This is a genomic window from Methylibium sp. (assembly GCF_965279545.1).
In the GTDB taxonomy this organism is placed as follows: Bacteria; Pseudomonadota; Gammaproteobacteria; order Burkholderiales; family Burkholderiaceae_C; genus Methylibium.
Genome location: NZ_OZ257250.1, coordinates 2,620,473 through 2,637,740 on the forward strand (window position 1 = coordinate 2,620,473; position 17,268 = coordinate 2,637,740).

A 17,268-nucleotide genomic window follows, 5' to 3' on the forward strand; every position below is an offset into this window, starting at 1 on the left:
GTGCTCGTGCTTGATCTTCCACTTCCACCGCTGACATGAACCACATCGTCCCCGTCATCCTGGCAGGCGGCTCCGGCACGCGGCTGTGGCCCTTGAGCCGGGCGCTCTACCCGAAGCAGTTCCTGGCCCTGTCGGGCCCGCAGACCCTGTTCCAGCAGGCCGTCTTGCGCCTGAGCGCACTGGGCAACGAGCAGATATCGGTCGGCGCGCCCCTTGTCGTCGGCAACGAAGAACATCGTTTCATGCTGCTGGAGCAGTTGCGCGAGATCGGCATCGCCGCCGCCGCGCTGCTGCTCGAACCGGCCGGCCGCAACACGGCGCCGGCGCTGACGCTGGCCGCCCTGGCCAGCCAGATCGAGGGCGGCACCGACCCGATCCTCGTCGTCACGCCGGCGGACCAGACGGTGACCGATGACGCTGCCTTCACCAAGGCACTGCAACAGGCGATCGCGGCGGCCGCCGACGGCAGCCTGGTGACGCTCGGCATCGTTCCCGACCGGCCCGAAACCGGCTTCGGCTACATCCACAGCGAGGGCGCCTCCACGGTGCGCAAGGTCAAGGCCTTCGTGGAAAAGCCCGACCTGGCGACCGCTCGACGCTATCTCGCCGATGGCGGCTACGCATGGAACAGCGGCATGTTCGTCCTGCGCGCTTCGGTGTGGCTCGCCGCACTGACGCACTTCCGATCCGACATCGCGCAGGCCACCCAGGCCGCGTGGGCCGGGCGCAGCACCGATGCGAGCTTCGTGCGGCCGGACAAGGTCGCCTTCGCAGCGATCCCGAGCGAATCGATCGACTACGCGGTGATGGAGCCCTGCCCGGCCCGGCAGCAGGCCGGCTTCGCCGTGAAGATGGTGCCGCTGGACGCCGGCTGGAGCGACCTCGGCGCCTGGGATGCCGTGTGGCAGGTCAGCGAGCGCGACGCGCTCGGCAATGCAACGCACGGCGACGCGCTGATCGAGGACAGCCGCAACACGCTGGTCCATGCGACGAGCCGGCTGGTCGGCGTCGTCGGCCTGGACAACGTGGTCGTCGTCGAGACGCCGGACGCCGTGCTCGTGGCCGACCGATCGCGCAGCCAGCAGGTCAAACAGATCGTCGCCACGCTGCAAAAGGGTGGTCGCAGCGAAGGAACGCTGCACCGGCGCGTCCATCGCCCCTGGGGCTGGTACGACAGCGTCGATGCCGGCCCGCGCTTCCAGGTCAAACGCATCCTGGTCAAGCCCGGCGCCACGCTGAGCCTGCAGATGCACCACCACCGCGCCGAGCACTGGATCGTCGTTTCAGGCACGGCCGAAGTGACCTGCGGCGACCGCAAGACGCTGCTGACGGAAAACCAGAGCACCTACATCCCGCTGGGAGACCGCCACCGGCTGGCGAATCCGGGATCGATCCCGCTCGAGATCATCGAAGTGCAGTCCGGCAGCTATCTGGGCGAGGACGACATCGTGCGCTTCGAGGACACCTACGGTCGCGTGCCCTCGGCTTGAAGCACCCTCACCACGGCATGTGGCCGTGCCGGTTCGAGCCGCCGCTGCCGAGTCCCTACAATTCCCCGCGGTCGGACTGCGCCACCGCAGCCCGTCCGTTCCGCTTTCTCCGAACATGTCGCCAGCGCGCCGTCGCCCGGCACGTCCTATGACCGATCAGCTGAAGTTACGGGTTCGCAGGGCCTTGCGCCGCACGCTGGCAGCCGCCATGGCCGTGGTTTGTTCGACCGCTCCGCCGGCCTGGGGTCAGACCAGCTACGACGACTCCAGCAGCACCAGCGGCAGCAACAACAGCGGGCCGGTCCGGCTGCGGCAATCCACGACCACGTCGCAGTCCCAGACGGCAAGCCCGGCAGCGCGCAGCGGTTCGTCGAAACGCGACGACGCACGGCAGACCGGGCGAGACGACTCGCGGCGCCGCGACCGCCAGGATCCTTCCTCGACCAATGGAACGGACGATTCGCAGTTCGACCGGCAACAGCGACCGCGCCCCGCCCCGCCCGGCGAGTTCGAGACCTTCGTGCAGAAGCTCGCCGATCCCGTGGAGATCCGGCGCTTCGGGGCCGAGCTGGTGACGCGCAGCGAAGACCCCAACAGCGCGGACTTCAGCCCCCTGGTTCCGGCCGACTACCTGATCAAGCCGGGTGACGAGATCCTGCTCACGATGTGGGGCTCGGTCGACGCCGACCTGCGCCTCATCGTCGACCGCGCCGGCCGCGTCAATATCCCGAGGGTCGGCGCCGTCCAGGTCGTCGGCGTGCGCTACGCCGACCTGTCGGACACCGTGAGTCGTCGCGTGGCCCAGGTGTTTCGCAACTTCCAGCTCAGCGTGTCGCTGGGCCAGCTGCGTGGCGTGCGCGTCTACGTGACGGGCTTCGCCGTCCGGCCGGGTGCCTACAGCGTGAGCAGCCTGTCGACGATCACGCAGGCGCTGATCGCCGCCCAGGGCCCCGCGGCATCCGGCAGCTTCCGCGACATCCAGCTGCGCCGTGGCGGCAAGATCGAGGCGCAGTTCGACTTCTACGACCTGCTGCTCAAGGGCGACCTCGGCAACGACCGCGTCGTGCAGGCCGACGACGTGATCCATGTCGGCCCGGTGGGCCCGCAGGTGGCACTGATCGGCAGCGTCAATCAGCCGGCCGTGTTCGAAATCAAGCCGGGTGAAACCGTGACCGACGTGCTGCGCATGGCCGGCGGCTTCAACACCGTCGCCGACCGCAGCCGGCTGACGGTCGAGCGGCTCGACGATCGCAGCAACGTGCGCATTGCGCCATTGAGCCTGCCCGCCGACGCCGCTGCCCCCTTGAGCGGCGGCGACGTGCTGCGTGCCTTCAGCGCGGTGGACCTGGCGATCCCGATGCAGCGGCAGAACAAGCGCGTGCGCGTCGAAGGCGAAGTGGTGCGCCCCGGCGAGTACGTGCTGCCGCCGAACAGCAGCGTCGCCGACGCGCTGCGGGCGGCCGGCGGGCTGACGCCCGAGGCCTATGTGTTCGGCACCGAGTTCAACCGCGAGAGCGTGCGGCAGACGCAGCAGAAGAACTACGAGCGTGCGCTGCAGGATCTGGAAGTGGAGTTGTCACGCTCGGCCAGCAACCAGCGGGTGGCCTCCGCCGACGAGGCCGCCGCGCAGAAAGCCCGTGAAACGGCGAGTGCCACCCTGCTCGATCGACTCCGCGACCTCAAGCCCTCGGGGCGCATCGTCTTGCAGATCGATCCCGGCGCCCGGGAGCTGCCCAACCTGGCGCTGGAAGAAGGTGACCGGCTCTACGTGCCGCCCCGCGCAACGACGATCGGGGTGTTCGGCAGCGTCTACAACGCCGGCAGCTACCTGTGGACTCAAGGAGTGGACGCCGGCGAGTACCTGCAACTCGCCGGCGGCCCGACCCGCAACGCCGATGCGAAGAGCGTGTTCCTGATCCGTGCCAATGGCAGTGTCGTCAGTGGCCGGCAGCGCGGTGGCTTCTTCTCGTCCGGCAACCTGAACACGGTGAAGGCCGAGGCCGGCGACACGATCTTCGTGCCGGACGAAGTCAACCGCACCACGCTGACCCAGGATCTCAAGGACTGGACGCAGATCATCTACCAGCTCGGCCTGGGCCTGGCCGCCGTCATCGCGGTGGGACGCTGAGATGCGCGACGATCTTCCCCTCCAACCACCGGTGCGTGACGGCGAGGACGGCGAGGACGGCGATGGCGTCGACCTGCTCGATCTGCTGCTGCCGCTTGCGCAGCACCTGAAGCTGCTGATTCTCGGCCCCCTGGCCTTCGGCCTTGCCGCCTTTGGCATCAGTTTCTCGATCACCCCGGAGTTCACGGCGCGCACGGTCTTCCTGCCGCCGCAGCAGCAGCAAAGTGCCGCCGCTGCGGCGCTGTCTCAGCTGGGCGCGCTGGCCAGCCTCACAGGTGGTGGGTCTGGCGGCGCCAAGAGCCCGGCCGAGCAGTATGTGGCCTTGGTCCAGAGCACGACGATCGCCGATCGCCTGGTCGACCGCTTCAAGCTGATGGATGTGTACAAGAGTGAGTACCGCTTCCAGGCCCGCACTGCGCTGGCGGGCAACGTGCATGTCACGCTGGGCAAGAAGGACGGGTTGATCACCGTCGAGGTGGACGACAAGATCCCGCAGCGCGCCGCCGACCTGGCCAATGCGTACGTGGAGGAGCTGCGTCAGCTCACCGGCCAGTTGGCACTGACCGAGGCCCAGCAACGCCGCGTGTTCTTTGAAGCGGAGATGAAGCAGACGCGCGACACGCTCACACGGGCGCAAGAGACGCTGGAGGCCAGCGGCTTCAACCAGGGGGCATTGAAAGCCGAGCCCAAGGCGGCGGCGGAGGGCTATGCCAAGCTCAAGGCCGAAGTCACCGCGGCGGAGGTGCGCCTGCAGACCATGCGCCGCAACCTGTCGGACAACACGCCCGAGGTGCAGCAACAGCAAACGCTGGTGTCCGCACTGCGCGGCCAGCTCGCGAGCCTGGAACGCAGCGGCGACCTGGGTGGCGGCTCCGAGTACGTGAGCAAGTACCGCGAGTTCAAGTACCAGGAAACCTTGTTCGAACTCTTTGCGCGACAGTACGAAATGGCGCGCGTGGACGAGAGCCGTGAAGGCGCACTGGTCCAGGTCGTCGACATCGCCACGCCGCCCGAGTGGAAGAGCAAGCCCAAGCGGGCGCTCATCGGCATCGTGGCGACCTTGCTGGGGCTGCTGTCCTGCGTGGCGTTCGTGATCGCGCGGCACCTGTGGCGGCGTTCGGCGTCGGAGCCCGGCACGGCCATGAAGCTGTCGAAATTGCGCGCTGCACTGAAGCGCCGCTGAACACCCGCGCACGGTACGGAAGAGAGACACACCATGAGCCTATTGGTCACCGGCGGCGCCGGCTTCATCGGCAGCAACTTCGTCCTCGACTGGATCGCCACCACCGGCGAGGCGGTCGTCAATCTCGACGCGCTCACCTACGCGGGCAACCTGCGCAACCTGGCGTCGCTGCAAGGCGATGCGCGCCACGTCTTCGTCCAAGGCGACATCTGCGACCGGGCGCTGATCGACCGGCTGCTGGCCGAGCACCGCCCGCGCGCCATCGTCCACTTCGCGGCGGAAAGCCACGTCGACCGCTCGATCCACGGCCCGGGCGCCTTCGTGCGCACCAACGTCGAGGGCACGTTCGCGCTGCTCGAGGCGGCGCGCGCGCACTGGTCCGGCCTCGGCGGCGCCGAGAAAGACGCGTTCCGCTTCCATCACGTGAGCACCGACGAGGTCTACGGCTCGCTGGCCCCCGAGGCGCCCGCCTTCACCGAGACCCACGCGTACGAACCGAACAGCCCCTACTCGGCGAGCAAGGCCGCCAGCGACCACCTCGTGCGCGCCTGGCACCACACCTACGGGCTGCCGGTCGTCACGACGAACTGCTCGAACAACTACGGGCCCTATCACTTCCCCGAGAAGCTGATCCCGCTGATGATCGTCAACGCCCTCGCCGGCAAACCGCTGCCGGTCTATGGCGACGGCCGGCAGATCCGCGACTGGCTGTACGTCACCGACCACTGCAGCGCGATCCGTGCGGTGCTCGAACGCGGCCGCCTGGGCGAGACCTACAACATCGGCGGCTGGAACGAGCAGGCGAACATCGACATCGTGCGGCTCGTCTGCGCGCTGCTCGACGAACTGCAGCCCGACCCGGCCGGGCCGTACCAGCGCCTGATCACCTACGTGACCGACCGCCCGGGCCACGACCGCCGCTACGCCATCGACGCCCGCAAGATCGAACGCGAGCTGGGCTGGCGGCCGGCAGAGACCTTCGAGACCGGCATCCGCAAGACGGTGGAGTGGTACCTCGCGCACACCGACTGGGTGCGCGAGGTGCAGAGCGGCAGCTACCGCGACTGGGTGGCGCAGAACTACGCGGCGCGGACACCCGGCAGCGCATGAGGATCCTGCTGCTCGGCAAGAACGGCCAGCTCGGCTGGGAGCTGCAGCGCGCGCTGGCACCACTGGGCGAGCTGACCGCGCTCGATCGCCACAGCGCGCCACATGGCGCCGACTTCAACCGCCCCGACACGCTGGCGGCCACGGTTCAGGCGCTGCGGCCCGACGTCATCGTCAATGCAGCCGCACACACCGCCGTCGACCAGGCCGAGAGCGAACCCGATCTCGCCCGCGCCATCAACGCGACGGCGCCCGGCGTGCTGGCCCACGCCGCAGCGGCGCTGGGCGCAACGCTGGTGCACTACAGCACCGACTACGTGTTCGACGGATCGGGCGGCACGCCACGCACCGAAGACGCCCCGACCGGCCCGCTCGGCGTCTACGGCGCCAGCAAGCTCGAAGGCGAGCAGGCGATCCGCGCCAGCGGCTGCCGCCATCTGATCCTGCGCACCAGCTGGGTCTACGCGGCGCGCGGCGGCAACTTCGCGAAGACGATGCTGCGCCTGGCCGCCGAGCGCGAGCAACTCACCGTCATCGACGACCAGATCGGCGCCCCCACCGGCGCCGACCTGCTGGCCGATGTCACCGCGCACGCGGTGCGCTCGGTGCAGCAGCAACCCTCGCTCGCCGGCACCTACCACGCGGTCGCAGCCGGCGAGACCAGCTGGCACGGCTACGCAAGTTTCGTCATCGAATGGGCCCGCGCGCACGGCCATCCGGTGAAGGTGGCCCCTGAGGCCATCAGGCCGGTGCCCACCACCGCCTTCCCGACCCCGGCCCGGCGCCCGCACAATTCACGCCTCGACACCCGCAAGCTGCAAGCCGCATTCGGCCTGCGGCTGCCGCCCTGGCAGGATGGCGTCGAGCGCCTGCTGACCGAAGTGCTGGGACACTGAAGACCACGGACCGACCCGAGACTGCACATGCAAAGAAAAGGCATCATCCTGGCCGGCGGCTCCGGCACCCGGCTGCACCCCGCGACGCTGGCGCTGAGCAAGCAGCTCCTGCCGGTGTACGACAAGCCGATGGTCTACTACCCGCTGAGCACGCTGATGCTGGCAGGCATCCGCGACATCCTGCTGATCAGCACGCCCCAGGACCTGCCACGCTTCGAGGCCCTGCTCGGCGATGGCGCGCGCTGGGGCATCAACCTCGGCTACTGCGTGCAGCCGAGCCCCGACGGCCTGGCCCAGGCCTTCATCCTCGGGCGCAACTTCGTCGGCGGCCAGCCGAGCGCCCTGGTGCTGGGCGACAACATCTTCTACGGTCACGACTTCCAGCGGCTGCTGAAGAACGCGTCCGAGCGCACCGACGGTGCGAGCGTGTTCGCCTACCACGTGCACGACCCGGAACGTTATGGTGTCGTTGCCTTCGACGCGCAGCAGCGGGCCGTGAACATCGAAGAGAAGCCCAAGGCGCCGAAGAGCAACTACGCCGTCACGGGCCTGTACTTCTACGATGCCCAGGTGTGCGACATCGCGGCCGACATCAAGCCCTCGGCTCGCGGCGAGCTCGAGATCACCGACGTGAACGCGCGCTACCTGACGCAGGGGCAGCTCAGCGTCGAGATCATGGGCCGCGGCTATGCCTGGCTCGACACCGGCACGCACGACAGCCTGCTCGAAGCGGGGCAGTTCATCGCCACGCTCGAGAAGCGCCAGGGCCTGAAGGTGGCCTGCCCCGAAGAGATCGCCTACCGCGCGGGCTGGATCAGCGCCGAACAGCTGGAAGCGCAGGCCAAGCCGATGCTCAAGAACGGTTACGGCCAGTACCTGATGCAGGTGCTGCGCGAGGCGGTGTACTGAGCACCGGCGCCCCCATGAAAGCGACCGCCACCTCCCTTCCCGAAGTGCTGATCCTCGAGCCCAAGGTGTTCGGTGACGAGCGCGGCTTCTTCATGGAGAGCTTCAACCAGAAGACCTTCGATGACGCCGTGGGCTACCACGTCGACTTCGTGCAGGACAACCACTCCCGCTCGGCGCGCGGCGTGCTGCGCGGCCTGCACTACCAGCTGCCGCCGCATGCGCAGGGCAAGCTGGTGCGCGTGACCTCGGGGCGCGTGTTCGACGTGGCGGTCGATCTGCGCCGCAGCAGCCCGCGCTTCGGCCGATGGACCGGCCTCGAGCTGAGCACCGACCGGCACCAGCAACTCTGGATCCCGCCGGGCTTCGCGCACGGCTTCCTGGTGCTGAGCGAGACCGCCGACTTTCTCTACAAGACCACCGACTACTACAGCCCCCGGGCCGAGGGTGCGGTGCGCTGGGACGATGCACGCATCGGCATCGAGTGGCCCGACGCGGGCATGCCGCCCACGCTCTCGCCCAAGGACGCCCAGGCACCGATGCTGGACGCAGCGCCGGCCTTCGCCTGAGCCGAAAGGAAGGCGCCCGCGCCGTTACGGCCGGCTACAGAACCGGCGCCGTGCCGTACTACACTTGTGCGTTCAACGCATGAACACGTAGCTGTCGCGTGCCCACGATTTCACTGTCTGCCGACGACCCCGAGGCCACCCGCCTCGCGCTGCTGCGGCTGCTCGCCGAACGGCCCGCGCTCTCGCAGCGCGAACTGTCGCAGGAGCTCGGTCTGAGCCTCGGGAAGACGCACTACGTCCTGCACGCCCTGCTGGACAAGGGGCTGGTGAAGGCGCGCAACTTCCAGCGCAGCGACCGCAAGATCGCCTACGCCTATCTGCTCACGCCCGCGGGGCTGCGCGAGAAGCTGCAGCTGACGAGATCGTTCCTGTCGCGCAAGGAGCGCGAGTTCGGTCTGCTTCAGGAAACCATCGCCGCCCTGCGCGCCGAGGTAGACAGGGTGACAGACGAATGAAGTCGCCCACCGCAGCGAAACCCGGGCGATGACGCGGCGTCTGGTTCTGGTTAATTCGGCCTGGTTGATGGCGGACAAGATCGTCCGGCTGGGCGTCGGCTTGATCGTGTGGGTCTGGCTCGCGCGTCACTTTGGCCCCGAAGGCTTCGGGCTGTGGAACTACGCGATCGCCTTCACCGCGCTGTTCGGCGCCTTCGCCACGCTGGGAATGGATGGCGTGCTGGTCCGCGAACTGGTCCGTGACCCGTCGAGAACAGGGATGTTGCTCGGTACGGCCATGGGCTTGCGCCTGCTCGCCAGCGCGCTGGCAGCCTTCGCTTCGGTCGGGACGCTGCTTTGGCTGCGTCCTGGGGAGTGGTTGCCGCTGGTGCTGGTGGCATTGAATGCAGTCGTGCTCGTGTTCCAGAGCGCCCAGGTCATCGACCTCTATTTTCAGGCGCGCATGCACGCGCGGCCGGCCGTGCTCGCAGTCAACATGGCGTTCCTCGTCACCACGATCGGTCGGCTCGGCCTGCTGGCGATCGAGGCACCGATGGCGTGGTTTGCTGTCACATTGGTCATCGAGGCTGGTCTTGCCGCTAGTCTTCTCGTGGTTGCCTACCGATCGGCCGAACGCAACAACACGCCCTGGCAGTTCGACGCACACGTCGCCAAAGCCCTGCTGCTAGAAAGCTGGCCGCTGCTGTTGTCTAGCCTGGCCGTCATGATCTACATGCGGATGGACCAGGTCATGCTGGCCTCGATGGCAGGCGACGAGGCCGTCGGCCAGTTCTCGGCCGCGCTGCGCATTGCCGAAGTCTGGTACTTCATCCCGATGGCGCTGATGAGCGCCGCCTTTCCCGCGATGATGAAGAAGCGCGAAGAAGGGCCAGAAGCCTACGAACGCTATGTGCAGCGGCTGTATGACGCGATGGCTTGGCTGGGCTTGACCGTGGCCATCATCACGAGCCTGGCTGCGTCATGGGTCGTTCCCTTGCTGTACGGCAAACAGTTCACGCCAGCGGCAGAGATTTTGTCCATCCAAATCTGGGCCGGAGTCACTGTAACGATGTCTTTCGTGCACAGCCGGTGGCTCTTGGCGGAGGGGCTGCAGAGGTACGGACTGGTCTACACACTGCTGGGTGCGTGCGTCAACGTCAGCCTGAATCTCATTTTGATCCCCAGGTTCGGCCCGCATGGAGCGGCCTGGGCCACTCTCGTCACGCAGATAGGCCTGCTGCCCGCGCAACTGATGTTCCCGAAAGCTCGACGCAACTTTCTTCTGATGGTGAACGCCGTCACCGCTCCCTATCGACTGGTCAAGCAATGAAGGTCCGCTCGCTCGTACTGAATCTATACAACCGGGTGCGCAGCCGCCAAACATCCATCAAGCTTTCCGTCATCAGATTAATTCTCGACGCCCCGACTCTGGAGCTGCATTTCCCGCTCTTCATAGAACCTCTTGCTGGTTTACGCGTCGGTAAGCGAGTCGCCATCAACGCCTTTGTCCACATCTGGGCGAACAAGCCCGTGACCATTGGCGACAACACGATGATTGCGTCGCACGTACAGATTACGACGTCGACACACAGCTACAAAATCAGGCCCTATCGGGACCACCGAGAAGATGCGCCGGTTGTCATCGGCAACAACGTGTGGATCGGCAGCGGCGCAATCATCCTTCCCGGCATCACGATCGGCGACAACAGCGTCATCGGTGCCGGCAGTGTCGTCACACGCGACGTACCGGCGAGTACGGTGGTAGCAGGCGTTCCCGCCAAAGTGATCAGATCATTGTGAGCACCCAACCAACCCCCTGCCTCATCTGCTCCGGCGAAACACACCCGGAACGAGCGGTCTTCGATGACCGATACGGCTACCCGGGTCTGTACGCACTGCATTGCTGCCTTCGTTGCGGCCACCGCCATCTCGATGTGGACATGAACCCCACCCAGATCTCGGAGTTGTACACGCGCTATTACCCACGATCGAATCTCGATGTCGAAGGCTGGGCACCGCCACGTGACGGGTCGACATGGCAGATGTGGTGGCGCGGGCTGAAGTCCTCTGCCTACCGCTGGGTGCCGCGCAACGTCCGCATTCTCGACATCGGCTGCGGCTTCGGCGAAACGCTGGGTTATCACATAGCGCGTGGCTGTGACGCGCACGGCGTCGAAGCCGACCGCAACATCCTGCGCGTGGCCGAGCGCCACGGGCTCAATGTGCAGGTCGGTCTGTTCGATCCGGGCCGCTACGCGCCGGCGAGTTTCGATGTCGTCACGCTCGACCAGGTGATCGAGCACGTGTCCGATCCCCTCGGCGTGCTGCGCGGCATTCACCAGGTGCTCAAGCCCGGCGGCACGCTGATCCTCAGCACGCCCAACGCCGATGGCTGGGGAGCCAGGGTATTCGGTCGACGCTGGATTCATTGGCATGCCCCGTACCACCAGCAGTTCTTCAGCCGACGCTCGATGCGTGAGGCCGCTGCGAAATCGGGTTTGGAGCTGAAGCAGACGAAGACGGTCACCCAATCGGCGTGGCTCGACTTTCAGTGGGGGCACCTGGTGACGTTTCCCGCCCCCGGCCAGCCTTCGGCGTACTGGTCGTCGCGACTGAAGCGAACGATCGGGCAACGCGTGGCGCTGAGGCTTTTTCGGTGGATCGATCGCACAGGTGTCAACAACCTGATCACACGAGCTTTCGATAAGCTACGTCTTGGCGACAACATCGTCTACATACTTCGTAGGCCGATGTGACGAAATGCTCCACATTATTCTTCCGGTCCACAATCGCAGCCCTATAACCGCTCGGTTTCTCAATTGCGTGCGAGCTCAGAGTTTTCAGAATTATTGTTTAGTATTGGTAAACGATGGTTGTACAGACAATACTCTAGACTTGGCACAACAACTGTTGCCATCCGAGCAGATGGTCATCCTCGCAGGGAATGGAAAGTTGTGGTGGGCCGGAGCGCTTCAGAAGGCTTTTGAATATTTGACGGCAATCCAGATACCATCGAACGACGATGTTCTTATCATCAATGATGATACCTACATCGATCCGGACTTTCTTGCGAATGGATTGGCGTTACTTGCAGAACACCCTAGAGCTTGCATCCAAGCTCTGGGTACTGACCGCCGGTCGGGCCGTGTCGATCGCGGTGTAGTGGTCGATTTATCCCGACTACGCTTCAGACCCGCCAAACGTGGAGAATCAGTTAATTGCCTTTCCACCCGAGGTCTTTTAATGAAAGCCTCAACCTTTTGTCGATCGGGCGGATTTCGCCCTCAATGGCTACCACATTACCTAAGCGACTACGAATTCACAATTCGCCTTCAACGGGCGGGTTATTTATTATTATGTGAAGAGCGCTTTGCAGCCGAAATGGATGATTCAACGAGCGGCCTCAACAGTTATCCTCAGCGCGACTTGAGAGAATTTCTAAAGTTATCATTTTCCAATCGCGCAAAATTTAACCCAAGGCACTGGAGCGCATTTGTTATTCTTACCTGCCCCGCAAAATCCATTCCATTGCACCTAGCCAAAATCTGGTTCGGCTTCTCACGCGCGTTGCTTCACACATTACTCTCCGGGCAGTAGAAATAAATTGGCAGACACTTTCAGCAGAGCACAAAATATCTCAAAAAGACCAACACTTATTTAATAATACAGGCACAGCCCCAAAAGCCATGAACAAACTGGCGCCGATAGTTATTTTTGTCTTTGCGAGACCCGCGCATACAAAGCGGACACTCGATGCATTAGCAGATAATTTTTTGGCGAACCAATCTGATCTTATAATATTTTCTGACGCCGCCCGTCTTCCCTGCCAGACAAAAGACGTCCAAGACGTTCGGACTCTTATTCGATCCACAACGGGCTTCCGCAGTATCACCATAATTGAGCGAGACGAAAATTATGGGTTGGCACGCAGCATCATTGAAGGCGTGACTGAAGTCTGCAATCACCATGGTCGAGTTATCGTACTGGAAGATGATATCTTAACTTCCAAGTATTTTCTCACATTCATGAATGACGGCCTTGACACATACTCTGAAGTAGGAAATGTTTACGCCATCTCCGGTTGCACGTATCCCATAGATCTCCAAGCATCAGCAGAGGATACTTTTTTTCTGCGACTCCCCCTGTGCTGGGGCTGGGCGACCTGGAAAGAAAAATGGTGTCATTTTAAAAAATGCCCGGCATCCATACCCAACACAGCTATCGACATAATTAGTTATATTAACTTCGATGGTTGTCATAATTTTTTTGCGCAAGCTAAAGATAATTTCAATAAAATCACCGATACTTGGTTTATATTTTGGTATATGACGCTTGCGCACAGAAAGGCTCTCGCGCTATTCCCAAGAGAAAGTTTGGTAGAGAATATCGGGCATGACGGCAGCGGCGAAAACTGCACCAAATCATTTTTATTCAATAAACCAGCTGACCAAAGACCTATAAATGTAAAATTACTTGCCGCAACCGAAGGAGAGTACGAGCTTGGCCAACATAAGAAATTTTTCCAATCAACAAAAAAATCATTACTATCGAGGATTATAGGAAAAATAAACCGAGAAATCAGGAGAATAAAGTGAGCGCGATCAGTCGCCTCGAATGGATGCTTAGAGCATATAAACTCAAGAAAAATATTCTAGGCTTTTCCGCAAGCCCACTAAGCCTCGCCTCAAAAGACGTTACATTTGCAGAGTATGTTCGACTTCATGGAAACACTGTAATATTTAACGCTTCCATTGGGAGGTATACATACCTCGTGGACAGCAGGGCTGGAAATATAACAATTGGCTCGTTCTGCAGCATTGGTTCCGGCTCTCGATTGGGAGGAATGGGGGCTCATCCAATTGATATGCTCAGCACTCATCCCGTTTTTTATTCAACACTGAAACAATGTGGCGCCAGTTTTGTCGATCAAAACCACTTTGATGAATTTAAACGAACAACGATAGGTCACGACGTTTGGGTTGGAGTCAATGCGGTAGTTCTCGATGGAGTAAGTATCGGAAATGGCTCAGTCATAGCAGCCGGAGCCGTGGTGACCAAAGATGTACCAGACTACGCGATAGTTGCCGGAGCACCTGCAAGAATAGTTAAGTTTAGATTTCCGGAGACTGAAGTTCAATCCTTACAAAAACTTCAATGGTGGACACTTCCAACGGAGGTACTCAGAGCGCATGCCGATATATTCAGGAGTGGAAACATTTCCGGTTTGATCGACGCCCTGACGGTGAGGCGCTCGCCTCAATAAATTAGGTCATATTTCTCTTCTTGATTGACAAGTTGACGATGACTGCCCTCACCTATCAATACTCCAACCCGAGCGTCAACTTCCGCAGCAGCCTGCTGCCGTGCCTTGGAATACTGACTGTCTTTGCGCTCTTTAATTTTCCAATTCTCGCGTTCTTCATCGCAGGGGCGCTGTTGATCAACCTGTCTCGAGCCACGCCCGATATTGCGCGTCGCCTTTTGGGTCTGGTGTTGGTCGTCGCCGTGTCGATGATCCTGTCGTCGCGCCCCATCTCCGACGAGGGTTCGGAAGACATCGTTGGCTATTACTATCTTTATGAGGCGGTCCGCAGCGGCGATTTCGAACAGATGTTCCAGTTCGGCGGTGGCATCGAAGTCGGACTGCCCTTGCTGTTCTACCTGTGGGGACTGCTGCTGCCCAAGCTCTCGGTCAACGGGCTGATGCTGTGCTTGGCCTTGACCAGTTCTGTGCTCTTCTGGGCGTGGGTGGAAGTAGCCTTCTATGGCAAGAACCGTCGGGGTGCAGATATGGCCCTGATGGGCGCGGCATTGCTGCTCTTCAACGTCTACCTCTCGACGCAGTTGGCGCGCCAGTTCCTCTCGATGGTGCTGCTGCTTTATGCGTTTTCTGCCACCACCACCACACGGCGCACACTGTTCGTGATGCTGGCGGCGGCGTTCCACCTGACAGCAGTGCTTTTCTACGGCGTTTACCTGCTCGCGCGCCGGGGCCGGCTGGGCATCGTGCTGCTGATTGCGTTGGTGGTGCTGTCGCGCATGTACTTCCCTGTGCTGCTCACGCTGCTCGACGTACTGCCCGATGCACTGGTCGAGAAACTCGCCTACTACGTCGACAACAACAGTGAATACACCGACTCGGACATCGCTTCCCTGAAGCTCATCGGCCTGCTCTGCATCATTTCCTTGCTGGCAACGGTCGCCAGCGGCTTCAGGCTCGACCGGCGTACGCGCCTCTGGCACGCCATTCCGTGGGTCACCGCCGTCGTGCACCTGCTGCTGCTGCCGATTCCCCTGGCGTCGCTGCGCTCGACGCTCGCCGTGCATTCGGTCGCGACCGGCCTCGTGGCCTACAAGATGATCGCGCAGCGGCACCGCCTGCTCCTGCTGACGATCTTCAACGTGCTGCTGCTCTACAAGCTGGCCGGCTTCGTGACGCTGGAGGGGGATGCCGGACTGGTCTCGACGATGAGCGTGTTGATGAATGCGTTCCAGTAGCGTGCACGACGTCTCCCTCGCGACCAAAGAACGGGCTGCCGACTCGGACTGAGCCCGGGCCCCCCCTCCCCACGCATGCAGTTCAGCAAGGACATCAACGGGCTGAGGGCGATCGCGGTCGTCGCGGTCGTGCTCTTCCATTTCTCCGTGCCGGGCCTGCAGGGCGGGTTCGTCGGCGTCGATGTGTTCTTCGTAATTTCCGGCTACCTGATGACGGGCATCGTCATCGGGCGGATGGGCAGCGGCACGTTCTCGGTATGGACGTTCTACGCCGACCGTGCGCGCCGCATCGTCCCGGCGCTCGTGGTGCTGTGCCTGGCGCTGCTCGCGATCGGCTGGTTCCTGCTACTGCCGTCGGACTACAAGAAGCTCGGCAAGCAGGTCGGCGGCAGCCTCGGTTTCGTCTCCAACATCCTGTTCTGGCGCGAGGCAGGCTACTTCGATGCGGTGTCGCACCGCAAGTGGCTGCTGCACACCTGGTCGCTGTCGGTGGAGTGGCAGTTCTACCTGCTGTACCCGCTGCTGCTGGTGGCGCTGCAGCGCCTGATCGGCCAGCCGCGCATCCGCTGGGCCCTGACGGCGCTGGCACTGTGCTCGCTTGCACTTTCCATCGCCCAGTCCGGTCGCGCGCCCAGCGCCTCCTTCTACCTGCTGCCCACGCGCACCTGGGAGATGCTGCTCGGTGCGCTGGTCTTCCTGTTCCCGCTGCAACAGGGTCCGCGTGCTCGCCTGGCGATGGAAGCGGCGGGGCTTGCACTGGTCGGGGGCAGCGTCGTCTTCCTGAACCCGGGCGATGTCTGGCCCGGGTCGCTGGCGATCCTGCCGACGGCAGGCACTGCCCTGGTGATCTGGTCAATGCGCCAGGCTTCTCCGCTGTTCGACAACCGGGCGACGCAACTGCTCGGCCGGGCCTCCTATTCGATCTACCTGTGGCACTGGCCGGTGGTTGTGGGACTGACCCAGCTGAGCGAGCTTGCCCCGCTGCCCCGCACGCTCGCGGGCATCGCGCTGTCGGTCCTGATCGGCTGCCTGTCTTTCCGGTTCGTCGAAACGCCCACGCGCCACCTCGGCCGCGAACCGCGACACGACAACCCACGCCGCTTCGTGCATGCGCCCCGCGCGCTGCTGGCCGGCTTGGTGGTGGTCGCCGTATCGTGCGGTGCTGTCGTCTGGTCCACGGACGGCGCGCCATGGCGCTTTGCTGCCGCAGTGCGGTTGGCCGATGGAGAAGCGCTCAACAGCAACCCCTACGGCCGCGGATGCTTCTCGACCTTCGGTGCGCCGTCTCCGCCTTGTGTGATGGGCGGAGACCGCAAGACAAGCCGCGCGGAAATGATCGGCGACAGCCATGCTGCGTCCGTGGTCACGGCGCTGGCTGAGGCCATTCCGGGCCACGATGGTGGCGTCAGGTTCCATGGCTATGCGAGTTGCCCGACCTTGCGGGGCGCCACCTATGGTCCGTCCGAGAACCTGTGCGGCGAATTCAATCGCGATGCGTTGTCGGCACTCGGCCATGAAGCGCCCTTCACGCTGCCTCTGGTGATCACGAACAACTGGACGTCCTACCTCGAACAGGCGCGCATCCGCTTCGCCACGCGAGAAGGAAACGACGGCGCGACCGAGCCCTTCAGCCGCGAGCGCTACCGCGAGGAGTTGCTCGCCACGCTGTGCGGCCTGGCCAGGAGCCGGCGCGTCTACGTGACCGAGCCCTTCCCGGAGTTTGCGGTGGACGTTCCCCGCGCCGTGGCTTACCGCCTGATGCGCGATCCGGCATCGGCCGACCTGACGATCGACATCGACGAGCACCGCCGACGCAATGCCTTCGTCCTGGCGGTCATGCAGGAAGCCCAGACAAGCTGCGGGGTGCGCCTGCTGGACCCGACGCCCTACCTGTGCCCCGGCGGGCGCTGCATGGCTTCGCTGCACGGCCGCCCGCTCTACTCGGATGGGCATCATCTCAGCGAGTACGGCAATCGTTTCCTCGTTCCCATGTTCCGCCAGGTCTACGACGATGCCCCCGCCGCCCGCTGAGCCTCGCGTGCCGGATCGGCCTGATC

15 protein-coding genes and 1 pseudogene are annotated in these 17,268 nt (G+C 63.3%); all 16 read left to right on the forward strand.

What is annotated here, in order from left to right:
• Nucleotides 1-35: 35 nt before the first annotated feature.
• The 16 genes and pseudogenes from ACQY9S_RS12225 (at nt 36) to ACQY9S_RS12300 (ending at nt 17,242) form a co-directional block, all read left to right on the forward strand.
• The gene (locus tag ACQY9S_RS12225) at nt 36-1,490 is read left to right on the forward strand and encodes a mannose-1-phosphate guanylyltransferase/mannose-6-phosphate isomerase (RefSeq protein WP_428419971.1); all 1,455 of its coding nucleotides are present in this window, start codon (nt 36-38) and stop codon (nt 1,488-1,490) included.
• Between the two features lie 148 nt (nt 1,491-1,638).
• Entirely contained in the window at nt 1,639-3,618 is a 1,980-nt protein-coding gene (locus ACQY9S_RS12230; protein WP_428419972.1) for an SLBB domain-containing protein, read from the forward strand.
• Between the two features lies 1 nt (nt 3,619).
• Nucleotides 3,620-4,801, forward strand: a complete 1,182-nt coding sequence (locus ACQY9S_RS12235; protein WP_428419973.1) for a Wzz/FepE/Etk N-terminal domain-containing protein — start codon at nt 3,620-3,622, stop codon at nt 4,799-4,801.
• Nucleotides 4,802-4,834: 33 nt separating this feature from the next.
• Entirely contained in the window at nt 4,835-5,911 is a 1,077-nt protein-coding gene (gene rfbB, locus ACQY9S_RS12240) for a dTDP-glucose 4,6-dehydratase (protein ID WP_428419974.1), read from the forward strand.
• Entirely contained in the window at nt 5,908-6,804 is an 897-nt protein-coding gene (gene rfbD, locus ACQY9S_RS12245; protein ID WP_428419975.1) for a dTDP-4-dehydrorhamnose reductase, read from the forward strand. Before rfbB ends, rfbD begins: the two co-directional genes overlap by 4 nt.
• 27 nt (nt 6,805-6,831) lie before the next feature.
• Nucleotides 6,832-7,713: a glucose-1-phosphate thymidylyltransferase RfbA gene (gene rfbA / locus ACQY9S_RS12250; protein WP_428419976.1), complete on the forward strand. Its 882-nt coding sequence runs from the start codon at nt 6,832-6,834 to the stop codon at nt 7,711-7,713.
• A 14-nt stretch (nt 7,714-7,727) separates the two neighbouring features.
• On the forward strand, nt 7,728-8,279 hold the full coding sequence (rfbC, locus tag ACQY9S_RS12255) for a dTDP-4-dehydrorhamnose 3,5-epimerase (protein ID WP_428419977.1): 552 nt from the start codon (nt 7,728-7,730) through the stop codon (nt 8,277-8,279).
• A 98-nt stretch (nt 8,280-8,377) separates the two neighbouring features.
• Nucleotides 8,378-8,734, forward strand: coding sequence for a MarR family EPS-associated transcriptional regulator (locus tag ACQY9S_RS12260; protein ID WP_428419978.1), 357 nt, complete (start codon nt 8,378-8,380; stop codon nt 8,732-8,734).
• A gap of 28 nt (nt 8,735-8,762) precedes the next feature.
• On the forward strand, nt 8,763-10,043 hold the full coding sequence (locus ACQY9S_RS12265; RefSeq protein WP_428419979.1) for a flippase: 1,281 nt from the start codon (nt 8,763-8,765) through the stop codon (nt 10,041-10,043).
• Nucleotides 10,044-10,351: 308 nt separating this feature from the next.
• A pseudogene (locus tag ACQY9S_RS12270) lies at nt 10,352-10,504 on the forward strand (DapH/DapD/GlmU-related protein); the annotation flags it as partial.
• A gap of 149 nt (nt 10,505-10,653) precedes the next feature.
• Nucleotides 10,654-11,469 carry a class I SAM-dependent methyltransferase gene (locus ACQY9S_RS12275; RefSeq protein WP_428419980.1) on the forward strand — a complete coding sequence of 272 codons (816 nt, stop codon included), beginning with the start codon at nt 10,654-10,656 and terminating at the stop codon, nt 11,467-11,469.
• A gap of 4 nt (nt 11,470-11,473) precedes the next feature.
• Nucleotides 11,474-12,310: a glycosyltransferase family 2 protein gene (locus ACQY9S_RS12280; protein ID WP_428419981.1), complete on the forward strand. Its 837-nt coding sequence runs from the start codon at nt 11,474-11,476 to the stop codon at nt 12,308-12,310.
• Between the two features lie 89 nt (nt 12,311-12,399).
• The gene (locus ACQY9S_RS12285) at nt 12,400-13,308 is read left to right on the forward strand and encodes a hypothetical protein (RefSeq protein ID WP_428419982.1); all 909 of its coding nucleotides are present in this window, start codon (nt 12,400-12,402) and stop codon (nt 13,306-13,308) included.
• Nucleotides 13,305-13,976, forward strand: coding sequence for a CatB-related O-acetyltransferase (locus tag ACQY9S_RS12290; protein ID WP_428419983.1), 672 nt, complete (start codon nt 13,305-13,307; stop codon nt 13,974-13,976). Before ACQY9S_RS12285 ends, ACQY9S_RS12290 begins: the two co-directional genes overlap by 4 nt.
• 38 nt (nt 13,977-14,014) lie before the next feature.
• Nucleotides 14,015-15,211, forward strand: coding sequence for an EpsG family protein (locus ACQY9S_RS12295; RefSeq protein WP_428419984.1), 1,197 nt, complete (start codon nt 14,015-14,017; stop codon nt 15,209-15,211).
• Nucleotides 15,212-15,286: 75 nt separating this feature from the next.
• A complete protein-coding gene (locus ACQY9S_RS12300; RefSeq protein WP_428419985.1) occupies nt 15,287-17,242 on the forward strand; it encodes an acyltransferase family protein in 1,956 nt (651 codons plus the stop codon).
• Nucleotides 17,243-17,268 lie beyond the last annotated feature (26 nt).

Coding starts and splice junctions, on each gene's coding strand:
- ACQY9S_RS12225 (WP_428419971.1), top strand. CDS start 36: ATGAACCACATCGTCCCCGTCATCCTGGCAGGCGGCTCCGGCACGCGG.
- ACQY9S_RS12230 (WP_428419972.1), top strand. CDS start 1,639: ATGACCGATCAGCTGAAGTTACGGGTTCGCAGGGCCTTGCGCCGCACG.
- ACQY9S_RS12235 (WP_428419973.1), top strand. CDS start 3,620: ATGCGCGACGATCTTCCCCTCCAACCACCGGTGCGTGACGGCGAGGAC.
- rfbB (WP_428419974.1), top strand. CDS start 4,835: ATGAGCCTATTGGTCACCGGCGGCGCCGGCTTCATCGGCAGCAACTTC.
- rfbD (WP_428419975.1), top strand. CDS start 5,908: ATGAGGATCCTGCTGCTCGGCAAGAACGGCCAGCTCGGCTGGGAGCTG.
- rfbA (WP_428419976.1), top strand. CDS start 6,832: ATGCAAAGAAAAGGCATCATCCTGGCCGGCGGCTCCGGCACCCGGCTG.
- rfbC (WP_428419977.1), top strand. CDS start 7,728: ATGAAAGCGACCGCCACCTCCCTTCCCGAAGTGCTGATCCTCGAGCCC.
- ACQY9S_RS12265 (WP_428419979.1), top strand. CDS start 8,763: ATGACGCGGCGTCTGGTTCTGGTTAATTCGGCCTGGTTGATGGCGGAC.
- ACQY9S_RS12275 (WP_428419980.1), top strand. CDS start 10,654: ATGAACCCCACCCAGATCTCGGAGTTGTACACGCGCTATTACCCACGA.
- ACQY9S_RS12280 (WP_428419981.1), top strand. CDS start 11,474: ATGCTCCACATTATTCTTCCGGTCCACAATCGCAGCCCTATAACCGCT.
- ACQY9S_RS12285 (WP_428419982.1), top strand. CDS start 12,400: ATGAACAAACTGGCGCCGATAGTTATTTTTGTCTTTGCGAGACCCGCG.
- ACQY9S_RS12295 (WP_428419984.1), top strand. CDS start 14,015: ATGACTGCCCTCACCTATCAATACTCCAACCCGAGCGTCAACTTCCGC.
- ACQY9S_RS12300 (WP_428419985.1), top strand. CDS start 15,287: ATGCAGTTCAGCAAGGACATCAACGGGCTGAGGGCGATCGCGGTCGTC.